14 protein-coding genes are annotated in these 14,968 nt (G+C 55.5%); 7 read left to right on the forward strand and 7 right to left on the reverse strand.

Annotation, left to right across the window (positions count from 1 at the left end; all coding sequences use genetic code 11):
* Nucleotides 1-13: 13 nt before the first annotated feature.
* A complete protein-coding gene (gene dapA, locus EDF73_RS03900; protein WP_132725965.1) occupies nucleotides 14-892 on the reverse strand; it encodes a 4-hydroxy-tetrahydrodipicolinate synthase in 879 nt (292 codons plus the stop codon).
* A 153-nt stretch (nucleotides 893-1,045) separates the two neighbouring features.
* Here dapA and EDF73_RS03905 point away from each other — a divergent pair, with 153 nt between their 5' ends.
* Together EDF73_RS03905 and bcp are read left to right on the forward strand one after the other, a co-directional pair.
* Nucleotides 1,046-1,615: a glycine cleavage system transcriptional repressor gene (locus tag EDF73_RS03905; protein ID WP_165905642.1), complete on the forward strand. Its 570-nt coding sequence runs from the start codon at nucleotides 1,046-1,048 to the stop codon at nucleotides 1,613-1,615.
* Nucleotides 1,616-1,618: 3 nt separating this feature from the next.
* Nucleotides 1,619-2,089, forward strand: coding sequence for a thioredoxin-dependent thiol peroxidase (gene bcp / locus EDF73_RS03910; RefSeq protein ID WP_132725968.1), 471 nt, complete (start codon nucleotides 1,619-1,621; stop codon nucleotides 2,087-2,089).
* Nucleotides 2,090-2,170: 81 nt separating this feature from the next.
* Here bcp and EDF73_RS03915 read toward each other — a convergent pair whose 3' ends face one another.
* Nucleotides 2,171-3,238, reverse strand: coding sequence for an AI-2E family transporter (locus EDF73_RS03915; protein ID WP_132725971.1), 1,068 nt, complete (start codon nucleotides 3,236-3,238; stop codon nucleotides 2,171-2,173).
* Nucleotides 3,239-3,460: 222 nt separating this feature from the next.
* On the opposite strand from EDF73_RS03915, the gene bepA reads away from it, so the two are divergent.
* Together bepA and arsC are read left to right on the forward strand one after the other, a co-directional pair.
* Nucleotides 3,461-4,924, forward strand: coding sequence for a beta-barrel assembly-enhancing protease (bepA, locus tag EDF73_RS03920; protein ID WP_132725975.1), 1,464 nt, complete (start codon nucleotides 3,461-3,463; stop codon nucleotides 4,922-4,924).
* Nucleotides 4,925-4,933: 9 nt separating this feature from the next.
* Nucleotides 4,934-5,293, forward strand: coding sequence for an arsenate reductase (glutaredoxin) (gene arsC / locus EDF73_RS03925; RefSeq protein ID WP_132725978.1), 360 nt, complete (start codon nucleotides 4,934-4,936; stop codon nucleotides 5,291-5,293).
* 70 nt (nucleotides 5,294-5,363) lie between these two features.
* On the opposite strand, the gene EDF73_RS03930 is transcribed toward arsC, so the two are convergent.
* The 5 genes from EDF73_RS03930 to bglK form a co-directional block, all read right to left on the reverse strand.
* Nucleotides 5,364-6,065 (reverse strand): DnaA inactivator Hda, encoded by a 702-nt coding sequence (locus EDF73_RS03930; RefSeq protein WP_132725981.1) that lies wholly within the window; start codon nucleotides 6,063-6,065, stop codon nucleotides 5,364-5,366.
* A gap of 94 nt (nucleotides 6,066-6,159) precedes the next feature.
* Nucleotides 6,160-7,449, reverse strand: a complete 1,290-nt coding sequence (uraA, locus tag EDF73_RS03935; RefSeq protein WP_132725984.1) for a uracil permease — start codon at nucleotides 7,447-7,449, stop codon at nucleotides 6,160-6,162.
* Nucleotides 7,450-7,545: 96 nt separating this feature from the next.
* Nucleotides 7,546-8,172 (reverse strand): uracil phosphoribosyltransferase, encoded by a 627-nt coding sequence (gene upp / locus EDF73_RS03940; protein ID WP_132725987.1) that lies wholly within the window; start codon nucleotides 8,170-8,172, stop codon nucleotides 7,546-7,548.
* 182 nt (nucleotides 8,173-8,354) lie between these two features.
* On the reverse strand, nucleotides 8,355-9,785 hold the full coding sequence (locus EDF73_RS03945; protein WP_132725990.1) for a 6-phospho-beta-glucosidase: 1,431 nt from the start codon (nucleotides 9,783-9,785) through the stop codon (nucleotides 8,355-8,357).
* Nucleotides 9,786-9,795: 10 nt separating this feature from the next.
* A complete protein-coding gene (bglK, locus tag EDF73_RS03950; protein ID WP_132725993.1) occupies nucleotides 9,796-10,689 on the reverse strand; it encodes a beta-glucoside kinase BglK in 894 nt (297 codons plus the stop codon).
* A gap of 265 nt (nucleotides 10,690-10,954) precedes the next feature.
* On the opposite strand from bglK, the gene purM reads away from it, so the two are divergent.
* From purM to ppk1, 3 genes are all read left to right on the forward strand, one after another.
* A complete protein-coding gene (gene purM / locus EDF73_RS03955; protein ID WP_132725996.1) occupies nucleotides 10,955-11,992 on the forward strand; it encodes a phosphoribosylformylglycinamidine cyclo-ligase in 1,038 nt (345 codons plus the stop codon).
* A complete protein-coding gene (purN, locus tag EDF73_RS03960; RefSeq protein ID WP_132725999.1) occupies nucleotides 11,989-12,630 on the forward strand; it encodes a phosphoribosylglycinamide formyltransferase in 642 nt (213 codons plus the stop codon). Before purM ends, purN begins: the two co-directional genes overlap by 4 nt.
* A gap of 275 nt (nucleotides 12,631-12,905) precedes the next feature.
* Nucleotides 12,906-14,966: a polyphosphate kinase 1 gene (ppk1, locus tag EDF73_RS03965; protein WP_132726002.1), complete on the forward strand. Its 2,061-nt coding sequence runs from the start codon at nucleotides 12,906-12,908 to the stop codon at nucleotides 14,964-14,966.
* Nucleotides 14,967-14,968: the final 2 nt, after the last annotated feature.

Consider the following 14,968-nt stretch of genomic DNA (forward strand, 5'->3'; position numbering starts at 1 on the left):
ATCTCCCTAAACTTTACAGCAAACCGGCATGCTTCAGCGCGGCGGTGACGGCCTGAGTACCCTGTTCGGTAATCGGCGTCATCGGCAGGCGCAGCGTATCGGTTGCCACAAGACCCAACGCCTTACATGCCCATTTCACGGGAATCGGGTTGGGTTCGACAAATAATTTTGTATGCAATGGCATCAGACGTTGGTTAATTGCACGAGCTTGCGCAAACTGGCCTTCTACTGCCAGACGGCACATTTCCGCCATGTCGCGAGCCGCCACGTTCGCCGTGACGGAAATCACGCCGTGACCGCCGAGCTGCATAAAGTCCATCCCGGTGGCATCATCGCCGCTCAACAGAATAAAGTCATCTGAAACCAGCTCTTTGATCTGGTGAACACGACTTAAGTTCCCCGTCGCTTCCTTAATACCAATAATATTTTTTACTTCCGCCAGACGCCCGACGGTTTCCGGCAGCATATCGCAACCGGTACGGGACGGCACATTATACAGAATTTGCGGCAGGTCGGTGTGTTCTGCGATAGCTTTAAAGTGTTGGAACAGACCTTCCTGGGTCGGACGGTTGTAATAAGGGGTGACCGTCAGGCAGCCGACGACGCCGCTATTGTTAAACCGTTTCGTCAGGCTAATCGCCTCTGCGGTTGCATTGGCTCCGGTACCCGCGATAACCGGGATACGCCCGTCAGCCAGTTCAAGCGTCATCATCACGACATCGCCATGTTCTTCATGGCTCAGGGTCGCAGACTCTCCGGTAGTCCCTACCGAAACGATCGCCGAGGTTCCGCTGGCGACATGGTAATCAATCAGTTTTTTCAGGCTTGACCGGCAGACATTACCGTTTTCATCCATCGGCGTGACAAGCGCTACAATACTTCCCGTGAACATGGGCCATCCTCAGAGCAGAAGTGCGACAAGATTCTCAATGTTACGTTTGGTGCCGTAATAAAAGCAAGAGACCCGATGCCATCAGGGATGTTGTATGCCGGTTTTTTTTATGCTTTCCTAATGTTACCTCACCTTTTTGAAGGAAGAACAGGTTTGACCGCCTCATTACAACACTATCTGGTTATTACCGCTTTGGGCGCTGACCGTCCCGGCATCGTGAACACTATCACCCGCCACGTCAGCAGCTGCGGCTGTAATATCGAAGACAGCCGGCTGGCCATGCTTGGTGACGAATTTACGTTTATCATGCTGCTTTCAGGTTCATGGAATGCGATTACGCTTATCGAATCGACCCTGCCGCTGAAAGGAGCCGAGCTGGATTTGCTGATCGTAATGAAGCGCACGACCGCGCGGCCTCCTCAGGCCATGCCAAACACCGTCTGGGTCCAGGTTGAGGTACCTGACTCGCCACATATTATCGAGCGTTTCACTGCCCTTTTTGATACGTGGAATATGAACATTGCCGAGCTGGTTTCTCGTACTCAGGTCAGCGGCGATGACGATTCAGCGCAGTTATTTATCCAGATAACCGCACACAGCCCGGCAACACAAAATGCAGCAAATATCGAACAAGCGTTCAAAGCCCTATGTACAGAATTGAACGCACAAGGCAGTATTAACATCGTTAATTATTCACAGCATGATGAACAGGATGGAGTTTGAGTAATGAATCCACTGAAAGCCGGTGATATTGCACCGAAATTTAGCTTACCAGACCAGGACGGCGAGGAAGTAAATTTGACCGACTTCCAGGGACAGCGTGTTCTGGTTTATTTTTACCCGAAAGCCATGACCCCCGGTTGTACCGTCCAGGCCTGCGGCCTGCGCGATAACATGGATGACTTAAAAAAAGCGGGTGTTGAGGTCCTGGGTATCAGTACCGATAAACCAGAAAAACTCTCCCGTTTCGCCGAAAAAGAGTTGCTGAACTTCACGCTGCTGTCTGATGAAAATCATCAGGTGTGCGAGCAGTTTGGCGTCTGGGGCGAAAAATCGTTTATGGGGAAAACCTATGATGGTATTCACCGCATTAGTTTCCTGATCGATACCGACGGTAAAGTCGAACACGTATTTGATAACTTTAAAACCAGTAATCACCACGACGTGGTGCTGAACTGGCTGAAAGAAAACGGCTAACGCGCGAGCAAACGCCGGACGCCGGGGAGTGAATCACTGACCCGGCGTCCGTTTGAATGCGTATGTTGGCAAGGCGTAAGGCTATTTCTCATCTTCCGCAATCAGGCCATCCGGCCAGGCATGTACCACCGCTTTGATTAACGTCGCCAGCGGAATCGCAAAGAACACGCCCCAGAATCCCCACAGGCCGCCGAAGATCACCACCGACAGAATAATGACCAGCGGATGCAGGTTAACGGCTTCCGAAAACAGTACCGGCACCAGCAGATTACCGTCCAGCCCCTGAATAATCAGGTACACCGCAAACAGGCTCCAGAACTCCGGACCCGCGCCAAACTGAAACAGCGCCACGCCGACCACCGGAATGGTCACCACGAAGGCGCCGATATAGGGAATCAGGACCGAGAAGCCAACCAGCACCGCCAGCAGTAGCGAATAGTTGAGATCGAAGAGGATAAAGCCAATCCACGTCGCTACGCCGACGACGATCATCTCCAGCACCTTACCGCGGATGTAGTTGGTAATCTGCTGGTTCATCTCTTTCCACACCTGCCCCGCCAGCCCACGGTTGCGCGGCAGCACGCGGCGCACGGCATTCAACATCTGCTCTTTGTCTTTTAACAGGAAGAACACCATTAACGGCACCAGCACCAGATAGACCGCCAGGGTCAGCAGCCCCACCAACGAGGCCAGGGAGTATTTGACCACCGAGTCGCCAACGGTCAGCACGCGGTTACGCATATTGTCCGCCATGGCGTCGATAATGCCGGCATCCATCAGCGCCGGATAGCGGCGTGGCACCGTCGCGGCAAAATCGGAGAGTTTATTGAGCATCCCGGGCATATCGCGAATCAGATAGATCCCCTGCTGCCAGGCGACGGGCATCACCACAAACGCCATCAGTAGCAAAATGCCCACAAACAAAATCAGTACGAACGAGGTAGCCCAGGTTCGCGATAACCCCACGCGCTCCAGGCGGACGGTTGGCCATTCCAGCAGATAAGCCAGCACAATAGCGACCAGTAAAGGCGCCAGCAGGCCGCTGAAAAAGAACATGATGCCGAACCCGGCCAGCAAAATAACCAACAGCGCTATCGCCTCCGGATCGCTGAACCGGCGACGGTACCACTGCATTAACATCTCAAGCATAAACCCTTCCATGAAGCGCGAAGCCGCAAAACTGTGGGAATTGTATCTAAATGTCACCAGAAAGACTTCGCTTTTATTAGCAAAGCCACAAACATTCACCCCGCCGTGAAGATCATATTTTCAATAGCCCCAACGCCAGCTAAACTCGCAGGACGCGCGGATATGGAACATTACGCCGCCCTATCGGTCAAACTGGCACACCCACATTACAGGACAGAGGTTATGTTCAGGCAGTTAAAGAAAACGCTGGTGGCAACCGTCATAGCGTCGCTGACGCTGGGTTCGATTTTGCCTGCTTTTGCTGACCCCGCAGATACTCTGCCAGATATGGGCACCTCTGCAGGAAGCACGCTCTCCATTGGCCAGGAAATGCAGATGGGGGATTACTATGTGCGCCAGCTACGCGGTAGCGCGCCATTAATCAACGACCCTCTGCTGGTGCAATATATTAATGGCTTAGGGATGCGTCTGGTTGCCCACGCCAACTCGGTGCGCACCCCTTTTCACTTCTACCTGATTAACAACGACCAGATTAACGCCTTCGCCTTCTTTGGCGGCAACGTGGTGCTACACTCCGCCCTCTTCCGCTATTCAGATACCGAAAGCGAGCTGGCATCGGTGATGGCGCACGAAATCTCACACGTGACGCAGCGCCATCTTGCGCGCGCGATGGAAGACCAGAAACGCAACGCCCCGCTGACCTGGGTCGGGGCGCTGGGCTCTATTCTGCTGGCGATGGCCAGCCCGCAGGCGGGTATGGCGGCCCTGACCGGTACGCTGGCGGGGAGCCAACAGGGTCTGATCAGCTTTACCCGGCAGAATGAAGAAGAGGCTGACCGCATCGGGATTCAGGTGCTGCAGCGCTCCGGTTTTGATCCGCAGGCGATGCCGGCCTTTATGAGTAAGCTGCTCGACCAGTCGCGCTACTCCACCCGCCCACCGGAAATGTTGCTGACTCACCCCCTGCCGGAAAGCCGTCTGTCCGATGCCCGCAACCGCGCCAACCAGATGCGTCCGGTGGTTGTCCAGTCCTCCGCCGATTTTTATCTCGCCAAGGCGCGGACCCTGGGCATGTATAACTCCGGGGAAAATAAGCTCGGCGATGATTTGCTGAACGCCTGGGCGAAAGGCAATATCCGCGAGCAGCACGCCGCCCAGTACGGGCGTGCGCTGCTGGCCATGGGCAGCAATAACTACGATCTGGCGCGTAAAACGCTGCAGCCATTGCTGAGCGCCGAACCGCAAAACGCCTGGTACCTCGACCTGGCCACCGATATCGATCTCGGGCAGAAGAAAACGGCCGAGGCGATTAATCGCCTGAAAAATGCCCGCGAAATCCGCACCAACCCGGTTCTGCAGCTGAACCTCGCCAACGCCTACCTGCAGGGTGGCCAACCGGCAGAAGCGGAAAAAATTCTCAACCGCTACACCTTTAATAATAAGGATGACGGCAACGGCTGGGATCTGCTGGCGCAGTCAGAAGCGGCGCTCGGCCATCGCGATCAGGAGCTGGCGGCTCGCGCGGAAGGAATGGCGCTGGTAGGCCAGCTCGATCAGGCGATTACGCTGCTGAGCAGCGCCAGTTCGCAGGTGAAATTGGGCAGTTTGCAGCAGGCTCGCTACGATGCCCGTATCGATCAGCTGCGCCAGCTGCAGGCGCGATTCCGCCCCTATCAAAAAATGTAAGGAGACGACATGTCTGACGCGGTAAAAATCTACCATAACCCTCGCTGCTCCAAGAGCCGCGACACCTTAAGCCTGCTGAAGGCTAACGGTATCGACCCTGAAGTTGTGCTCTACCTGGAGACGCCGCCGGATGCCGCCACGCTGCGTCAGCTGTTGAAAATGCTGGGAATGGTGAGCGCTCGTGAACTGATGCGCCAAAAGGAAGATCTGTATAAATCTCTGAACCTCGCCGACCCCCAGCTCAGCGAAGATGCGCTGATTCAGGCCATCGTCGATAACCCGAAGCTGATGGAGCGGCCTGTCGTCGTCAGTCACGGCCAGGCGCGGATCGGCCGGCCGCCGGAGCAGGTACTGGAAATCGTTAACTGAGCGCATGCGCCATCGCGGTAACCGATGATGGCGCAGCGAAGGGATGCGGAAATGCAGCGCCCCGGCCCGACTAGAGCCTGAGGATCTCTTTCACGAAGGGGATCGTCAGTTTGCGCTGCGCGGTAATCGAGGCGTGATCGAGCTGATCGAGCGTCATAAAGAGCGAACGCATTTCACGGTCTAAGCGCTTAAGCAGGAAACGGCAGACGTCTTCCGGCATCTCAAACCCCCGCAGGCGCGCGCGAAGCTGTAGCGCCTGCAGCTTATCTTCATCCGACAGCGGCTGCAGCTTATAGATTTGCCCCCAGTCGAGGCGCGACGCCAGATCCGGCAGACCAAGATTAAGCTGGCGGGGCGGACAATCGCCGGTGATCAGTAAACGGGTTTTCCCCGATTCGAGGATCCGATTATACAGATTGAAGATCGCCATTTCCCACGGCTCATCGCCAGCCACGCACTCGATATTATCAATGCACACCAGCGAAAGCTGCTCCATCCCGTCAAGAACTTCCGGAACAAACCACGTACGCTTATCCAGCGGGACATAGCCCACCGCATCGCCGCGTTGGGAAAGCTCCGCACAGGCGGCGTGTAACAGGTGACTGCGCCCCGCGCCTTCGCGTGACCAGATATAGATGTACCCGCTATGCTCCTGCCGCAGAACATTCTGTAAGGCAGCAAGAAGAGAAGGGTTACCCCCCGGCCAAAAACTCGCGAAAGTTTCATCGTCGGGAAGATACAGTGGCAGAGAGAGCTGTGCCGGTGCGTTCAGATGGACCTCATCATAGGCTTACAGAAAAACGCGAAGAGTTTATCACGAAGTATGCCTCGAGAGAACCGGGCGGGATCGCCGCCCGGATGCAGGATCAGGGTTTGCCGTTTTCACTATCGGCCGCATCCAGAACCACCTCTTCCGGACGCAGGACGCTGATGAGTTTGAAGATCAGGCTCAGGCCGACGCCGACAATGGTCGCCAGCGCCATCCCTTTCAGTTCCGCCGCCCCGATATGCACCTTGGCGCCGCTGACGCCAATGATCAGAATAACGGAGGTCAGGATCAGGTTCTGCGCCTTGTTGTAATCGACTTTCGACTCGATCAACACGCGAATACCGGACGCGCCGATCACCCCGTAGAGCAGCAGCGAAACGCCGCCCATCACCGGCAGCGGGATAATCTGGATCGCCGCCGCCAGCTTGCCGACGCAGGAGAGCAGAATCGCGAAGATCGCCGCCCCGCCGATAACCCAGGTACTGTAGACGCGGGTGATTGCCATCACGCCGATATTCTCGCCGTAGGTGGTGTTAGGCGTCGATCCGAAGAAGCCGGAGATCATCGTCGACAGACCGTTCGCAAACATCGAACGATGCAGACCCGGGTCGCGGATCAGATCTTTTTTAACGATATTAGCCGTCACCACCAGGTGACCGACGTGCTCGGCGATGACCACCAGCGCGGCGGGCAGGATGGTGAAGATAGCAAACCACTCAAAACGCGGGGTATAGAAGGTCGGCAGCGCGAACCAGTGCGCCTCGGCAATCGGCGTGGTATCGACAACCCCCATCACAAACGAGAGCGCGTAGCCCACCAGCACGCCGATAAGAATCGGGATAATCGCCATGAAGCCGCGGAACAGGACCGAACCAAACACCGTCACGCCGAGCGTGACCATCGAGATGATAATGGTTTTGCTGTCAGGAGATTGCCCTTCCGCCGGCAGCAGGCCGGCCATATTAGCCGCCACCCCGGCCAGCTCCAGGCCGATAACCGCGACAATCGCCCCCATCGCGGCTGGCGGGAACATCACATCCAGCCACCCGGTTCCGGCTCTTTTCACAATAAAGGAGACGAGGCAGAACAGCGCGCCGCACATAATGAAGCCGCCCAGCGCCACTTCATAGCCCAGCGGTAACAGCAGCAGTACCGGAGAAATAAAGGCAAAGCTCGACCCCAGGTATGCCGGAATTTTCCCCTTACAGATGCAAAGGTACAGCAGCGTCCCGAGGCCGTTAAACAACAGGACGGTAGCCGGGTTAATATGAAACAGGACCGGCACCAGTACCGTTGCGCCAAACATAGCGAACAGATGTTGCAAACTAAGCGGAATTGTCTGTAAAAGCGGCGGTCTTTCACTCACCCCGATGGCACGGCGCGTCATGGCGTTTTCCTCTAAGAGTCGTTTATTAGTTGCTGTGAGTTTGTTTTATTCAAAAAAAAGCCGACTGTTAAAGTCGGCTTCTTATTATTCATTCAATTACTTGGTACCAAAAATCTTATCGCCGGCATCGCCGAGCCCTGGAATAATATATCCGTGCTCGTTGAGGCCCTGGTCAATGGAGGCGGTATACATCTCAACGTCCGGGTGCGCTTTCTCCAGCGCGGCAATCCCTTCCGGAGCGGCAACCAGCACCAGCACCTTAATGCTGGAGCAGCCCGCTTTTTTCAGCAGGTCGATAGTGGCGATCATCGAACCGCCGGTTGCCAGCATCGGGTCAACCACCAGCGCCATACGCTCGTCGATGTTCGACACCAGCTTCTGGAAATAGGGCACCGGCTCGAGGGTCTCTTCGTCACGATAGACGCCCACGACGCTGATGCGCGCGCTCGGGACGTGTTCCAGAACCCCTTCCATCATCCCGAGACCCGCGCGCAGAATCGGCACAACGGTAATTTTCTTACCTTTGATCTGCTCGATTTCTACCGGGCCATTCCAGCCTTCAATGGTGACTCTCTCGGTCTCCAGATCGGCGGTGGCTTCATACGTCAGTAAGCTACCAACCTCTGAGGCGAGTTCACGGAAGCGTTTGGTGCTGATGTCGTGCTCACGCATCAGGCCCAGCTTGTGTTTGACGAGCGGGTGTTTCACTTCCACAATCTTCATTCTCTTTCTCCTCTGAGGGGCAGCCACAAAAAAAATCGCGGGATTATACCGCTTTTTTCCATTTGCGCCATAGCCGATATGTTTGACCGGGATCAACCAAAATGCTTTGCGCTGCCTGAGCCAGTATAAAACAAAATAAAAAAACCCCGCACCGGCGGGGTTGAACGAGAGTTATCGATGATTTACAACGTTTCGCCGTTGCTGCTAATAACCTGTTGATACCAGGCAAATGATTTTTTGCGGCTGCGATCGAGCGTCCCGTTGCCTTCATTGTCTTTATCGACATAGATAAAGCCATAGCGCTTTTTCATTTCGCCGGTACCGGCGGAAACCAGGTCAATGCAGCCCCACGGGGTGTAGCCCATCAGATCGACGCCGTCCTCAACCACCGCTTTTTTCATCTCGGCAATATGAGCGGAGAGATAATCAATGCGATAGCTATCGTCCACCGAGCCGTCGGCTTCGCGCACATCGATGGCGCCAAACCCGTTTTCGACAATAAAGAGCGGGAGCTGATAGTGATCCCAGAACCAGTTGAGGGAATAGCGCAGGCCTACCGGGTCAATCTGCCAACCCCAGTCTGACTTCTGCACATACGGGTTGGAGACCAGGCTGGTCGTTTCGTCATAATCCAGCAGCGGGTTATCCGCGGTCGCTTTGGTGGCGAACGACATATAGTAGCTAAAGCCGATATAGTCGACGCAGCCCTCGGCCAGCGCCCGACGATCCTCTTCGGTGATATCCAGCGCAAAACCGCGACGTGCGAAGTAATTCAGCAGATGCTGAGGATACCTGCCGCGCACGTGCACATCGGTGAACCAGTAGCGGCGATGCATGGCGTTCATCGCCATCATCATGTCATTCGGTGCGCAGGAGAGCGGATAAATCGGGCACATGGCAATCATGCAACCGACCTGCAGCGATGGATTAATCTCGCGGGCAACTTTCACCGCCAGCGCGCTGGCGACCAGCTCGTAGTGCGCGGCCTGGTACATCACCGGCTCGCGATCTTCCCCCGGCAGGTACTTCAGACCGGAGTTGGTAAACGGCGCAAAATCTTCGTGGAAGTTAGCCTGGTTATTGATCTCATTAAAGGTCATCCAGTACTTCACTTTATGCTGATAGCGCTTAAATACCACCTGCGCAAAGCGGACGAAGAAATCAATCAGCTGGCGGTTGCGCCAGCCGCCATATTCCGTCACCAGATGGTAAGGCATCTCGAAGTGAGAAAGCGTAATCACCGGCTCGATGCCGTGTTTCAGGCATTCATCGAACAGATCGTCGTAGAACTGCAAACCGGCTTCGTTCGGCTCCCGTTCATCGCCCTGCGGGAATATGCGCGTCCAGGCAATTGAGGTGCGGAAACATTTGAAACCCATTTCAGCAAATAGCTGAATGTCCTCTTTATAACGATGGTAAAAATCAATCGCCTCATGGTTGGGGTAATTTTTACCCGGCAGCACGCCGTCGGTAATTTCACGCGGTACGCCGTGCGCGCCGGCGGTCATGACATCGGCCACGCTAACGCCTTTACCGCCCTCTTGCCAGCCCCCTTCCAGCTGATGCGCCGCCACCGCGCCGCCCCACAGAAAACCTTCTTTAAATCCAGACATGTTCTCTTCCTTATGCGCGATCGCCATTCCGCGATCGGGTTTGCTGATTAAAATGGTAAACGGCCCCCAGCAGCCCGGCATCGTTGCCGTGACTGACGGTGTCGAGAGCGTCCGCGATGCCGAACCAGGCCAGATGTTCACGCAGCAGCGGCAAAAAGCCCGGCCGTTCTACGATGCCGCCGCCGATGAAAATCGCTTGCGGATCAAAAATGTTCACGAGGTTATACAGGCCGCTACCGATCCCGTTGAAGAAGTCAGCCACCAGCCGCTGGCAAACCGCATCGCCCGCCTCATAGCGATCGAATATCTCTTCGCCGGTTACCGCTTCCAGCGTCTTGCCAATGTGCCGGGCATAGCGGTGGCGCAGTACGCGGAGGGTGCAGTTTTCATTCATTGAGTAGCGACGGACATCGCGGGCGCCGGGACGCTCGGTGTGCATATAGCCGAACTCGCCGGCGCGAAAGCGGGCGCCATGCACCAGTTGGTGATTACAGAAAATCGCGCCGCCAATGCCGGTGCCGATCGTCAGGACCAGAAAGTCGCTCATCTCCGCGGCTTTCCCCTGCCAGCGCTCGGCCAGCAGGACGCAGTTGGCATCGTTTTCGATGGTGACGGGAAGATGGGTCCGCTGCTCCAGCCAGCTGACGATCGCGAAATTATCGAAGCGCCGGATCGCGCCGCCCATTTCGATATAGCCGGTATGCGGATTCACATAGCCGGGCGCGCCGATCGCCACGCCTTCGCACTCCGGGTGAGCGGCAATCCACGCCAGCATCGCCTGCAGAATCTGCTCGCCATCGCTGTCGCCGATCGACTGTTTGCCTTTTGCAAGCAGCCTGCCCGTATCGCTGATCACGCCCATTTTTAATGCCGTGCCACCGATATCAAATGCGGCAATGTTCATCGCGTCCCTCCCTCCTGAATCCCCACGGAATCTACGTTCGGCTCTCCTGATAAAAAAAAGAAACCGGTTTCAGTGGCATGATGGCGATTCCCACTTACCGAGGCAAGCACAAGGATGTACCCGGTTTCATTTTCGTGAACAGTATCAAATTTGTTCATCTCGCCGCTGATTAACGCCGACTGTAAAGCAGGCTCGCAAACGTTTGCTTTCCCTGTTAGAATTGCGCCGATTTTTCTTGCTACCGCAAATGTGTGGAGATTTCGCAGTGACCGATAAAACCTCTCTCAGCTATAAAGATGCCGGCGTAGATATCGATGCAGGCAACGCTCTCGTCGACCGTATTAAGGGTGTGGTGAAGAAAACCCGCCGCCCTGAAGTGATGGGTGGACTGGGCGGATTCGGCGCACTGTGCGCATTGCCGCAAAAATACCGCGAACCGGTACTGGTTTCCGGCACTGACGGCGTCGGTACCAAGCTGCGTCTGGCGATGGACCTGAAACGCCACGACACGATCGGTATCGATCTGGTGGCGATGTGCGTCAACGACCTAGTGGTTCAGGGCGCCGAGCCGCTGTTTTTCCTCGATTACTACGCGACCGGGAAGCTGGATGTCGATACGGCTGCCAGCGTCATCAGCGGTATCGCGGAAGGCTGCCTGCAGTCCGGCTGCGCGCTGGTCGGTGGCGAAACGGCGGAAATGCCGGGCATGTACCATGGCGATGACTATGACGTGGCAGGTTTCTGCGTCGGCGTAGTAGAAAAATCAGAAATTATTGATGGCAGCAAAGTTGCCGATGGCGACGTGCTGGTGGCGCTGGCTTCCAGCGGCCCGCATTCCAACGGCTACTCGCTGGTGCGTAAAATTATCGAAGTGAGCGGCGTTGACCCGCAAACGACCGATCTGAACGGTTCTTCGCTGGCCGACCATCTGCTGGCGCCTACCCGTATCTACGTTAAGTCGATACTGGAGCTGATCGCCAACGTTGAAGTTCACGCCATTGCGCACCTGACCGGCGGCGGCTTCTGGGAAAACATCCCGCGCGTCCTGCCGGATAATACCCAGGCGGTCATCGATGAATCCTCCTGGCAGTGGCCGGAAGTGTTCAACTGGTTGCAAACGGCCGGTAACGTCAGCAGCCATGAAATGTACCGTACCTTTAACTGCGGCGTCGGCATGGTCATCGCCCTGCCGCCGGAAGCCGCGGATAAAGCCATCGCTCTGCTGAACGAGAAAGGTGAAAACGCGTGGAAAATAGGCTATATCAAAGCCTCTGATTCCGAACAGCGTGTGGTCATTGAATGAAAAATATTGTGGTGCTGATTTCCGGTAACGGAAGCAATTTGCAGGCGATTATCGATGCCTGCGCCCGGAAACAGATCGGCGGCACCCTGCGAGCGGTATTTAGCAACAAGGCCGATGCGTTCGGCCTTGAACGCGCGCGTGAGGCCAGTATTCCGGCCCACGCGCTCACCGCCAGCCAGTTTGCCAATCGCGAAGCCTTCGATCGTGAACTGATGCAGGAGATCGATGCGTACGCGCCGGATCTGGTGGTGCTGGCGGGCTATATGCGTATTCTGAGTCCGGCGTTTGTCGCCCACTATCAGGGGCGTCTGCTGAATATCCATCCTTCACTGTTGCCAAAATACCCGGGGCTGCACACGCATCGCCAGGTGCTGGAAAATGGTGATGAGGAGCACGGTACCTCGGTGCATTTCGTTACCGACGAGCTGGACGGTGGCCCGGTGATTCTGCAGGCCAAAGTGCCGGTTTTCGCCGAAGATAGCGAAGACGACATTACCGCTCGCGTCCAGGCGCAGGAACATGCGATTTATCCGCTGGTGGTGAGCTGGTTTATCGACGGCCGACTGCGCATGGAGGGGAATCAGGCGTGGCTTGATGATGCTCCCCTGCCGCCGCAGGGCTATGCGGCCGAAGAGTAATTCTCAGCGCCTCTGTCTGCCGTCAGGGGCGCTTTTTACTGACGTATCGTCTTCCGCTCGCCTCCCCACTCCGCTACGCTCACCGCACGATTGATGCCCAGCTTATGCCCGCGCCCCCCCTGCCGTTGCTCACAATAGCAGCGGACGCGCGCATCCGCTTCGCTTCACTGCCCGTTGAAAGAAAACTGTCATACTTCTTTGACATAGTTGGACATTCAATGGCAAAGCTCGCCATAATGAAAAAGCAACATCAATCAACCGGAGTGTGAGTTGTAATGGGCCAGGAAAAGCTATATATCGAGAAAGAACTCAGCTGGTTGTCCTTTAACGAACGCGTACTTCAGGAAGCGGCGGATAAAAGCAACCCACTGATTGAGCGCATGCGCTTTTTGGGAATTTACTCCAACAACCTCGACGAATTTTATAAAGTGCGCTTCGCTGAACTTAAGCGCCGCATCATAATTAGCGAAGAACAAGGCAGTACCGCCCATTCTCGCCATTTGTTAGGCAAAATCCAGGCCCGCGTACTGAAGGCCGATCAGGAGTTCGACAGCCTGTATAATGAGCTGCTGCTGGAGATGGCGCGTAACCAGATCTTCCTGATCAACGAACGGCAGCTTTCGGTCAATCAGCAGTCCTGGCTACGCAACTACTTTAAACAGTACCTACGCCAGCACATCACCCCGATCCTGATTAACCGTGAGACGGATCTGATTCAGTTCCTGAAAGATGATTACACCTATCTGGCGGTAGAAATTATCCGCGGGGACACCATTAATTACGCCCTGCTGGAAATTCCGTCCGATAAAGTCCCGCGTTTTGTTAACCTGCCTCCGGAAGCCCCTCGCCGCCGTAAGCCGATGATTCTGCTTGATAACATCCTGCGCTATTGCCTGGATGATATTTTTAAAGGTTTCTTCGACTACGACACGCTGAACGCTTACTCGATGAAAATGACCCGTGACGCCGAGTACGACCTGGTGCACGAGATGGAGTCGAGCCTGATGGAGCTGATGTCCTCCAGCCTGAAACAGCGTCTGACGGCTGAACCGGTGCGCTTTGTCTATCAGCGCGATATGCCGGACACCATGGTCGAAATGCTGCGCGCGATGTTCGCCATTTCACGCTATGACTCGATGCTGCCCGGCGGGCGTTACCACAACTTTAAAGACTTTATCGGCTTCCCGAACGTTGGGAAGGCCAATCTGGTCAACAAGCCGCTGCCGCGCCTGCGTCACACCTGGTTCGATAAATTCCGTAACGGATTTGACGCCATTCGCGAACGCGACGTGCTGTTGTACTACCCGTATCATACCTTCGAACATGTGCTGGAACTGCTGCGTCAGGCCTCATTCGACCCCAGCGTACTGGCGATCAAAATCAATATTTACCGCGTGGCCAAAGATTCACGCATCATCGATTCGATGATTCATGCCGCGCACAACGGTAAAAAAGTCACCGTGGTGGTGGAGCTGCAGGCGCGTTTTGACGAAGAGGCCAACATTCATTGGGCTAAGCGTCTGACCGAAGCGGGGGTACACGTTATCTTCTCCGCGCCGGGGCTGAAAATTCACGCCAAGCTGTTCCTGATCTCGCGCAAAGAGGGAGACGAAGTCGTCCGCTATGCCCATATCGGGACCGGTAACTTCAACGAAAAAACCGCGCGTCTGTACACCGACTATTCCTTGCTGACGGCGGATGCGCGCATCACCAATGAAGTCCGCAGGGTGTTCAACTTTATCGAAAACCCATATCGCCCGGTCAGCTTCGATTACCTGCTGGTGTCGCCGCAGAACTCGCGTCGTCTGCTGTATGAAATGATCGACAGAGAGATTGCCAACGCCCAGAATGGCCAGCCTTCCGGGATTACCCTCAAGCTGAACAACCTGGTCGATAAAGGGCTGGTGGACCGCCTGTATGCCGCATCAAGCTCAGGCGTGCCGGTTAACCTGTTGATTCGCGGCATGTGTTCCCTGATCCCCGGACTGGAAGGGATTAGCGACAATATTCGCGTCACCAGCATCGTTGACCGTTTCCTCGAACACGACCGCGTCTATGTTTTCGAAAACGGCGGTGACAAACAGGTTTGGCTCTCTTCCGCGGACTGGATGACGCGCAATATTGACTATCGTATTGAAGTCGCCGCGCCGCTGTTAGACCCTCGTCTGAAACAGCGCGTGCTGGATATTTTTGATATCTTGTTCAACGATACGGTCAAAGCACGCTATCTTGATAAAGAACTGAGTAATCGCTACGTGCCGCGCGGCAATCGCCGTAAAGTACGCGCACAGCTGGCGATCTACGACTATCTCAAATCACTCGAACAACCCGACTAACC

It is taken from the genome of Klebsiella sp. BIGb0138 (assembly GCF_004342285.1).
Taxonomy (GTDB): Bacteria; Pseudomonadota; Gammaproteobacteria; order Enterobacterales; family Enterobacteriaceae; genus Klebsiella.

Coding starts and splice junctions, on each gene's coding strand:
- EDF73_RS03915 (WP_132725971.1), bottom strand. CDS start 3,238: ATGCTTGAGATGTTAATGCAGTGGTACCGTCGCCGGTTCAGCGATCCG.
- bcp (WP_132725968.1), top strand. CDS start 1,619: ATGAATCCACTGAAAGCCGGTGATATTGCACCGAAATTTAGCTTACCA.
- uraA (WP_132725984.1), bottom strand. CDS start 7,449: ATGACGCGCCGTGCCATCGGGGTGAGTGAAAGACCGCCGCTTTTACAG.
- arsC (WP_132725978.1), top strand. CDS start 4,934: ATGTCTGACGCGGTAAAAATCTACCATAACCCTCGCTGCTCCAAGAGC.
- ppk1 (WP_132726002.1), top strand. CDS start 12,906: ATGGGCCAGGAAAAGCTATATATCGAGAAAGAACTCAGCTGGTTGTCC.
- purN (WP_132725999.1), top strand. CDS start 11,989: ATGAAAAATATTGTGGTGCTGATTTCCGGTAACGGAAGCAATTTGCAG.
- bepA (WP_132725975.1), top strand. CDS start 3,461: ATGTTCAGGCAGTTAAAGAAAACGCTGGTGGCAACCGTCATAGCGTCG.
- dapA (WP_132725965.1), bottom strand. CDS start 892: ATGTTCACGGGAAGTATTGTAGCGCTTGTCACGCCGATGGATGAAAAC.
- bglK (WP_132725993.1), bottom strand. CDS start 10,689: ATGAACATTGCCGCATTTGATATCGGTGGCACGGCATTAAAAATGGGC.
- EDF73_RS03945 (WP_132725990.1), bottom strand. CDS start 9,785: ATGTCTGGATTTAAAGAAGGTTTTCTGTGGGGCGGCGCGGTGGCGGCG.
- upp (WP_132725987.1), bottom strand. CDS start 8,172: ATGAAGATTGTGGAAGTGAAACACCCGCTCGTCAAACACAAGCTGGGC.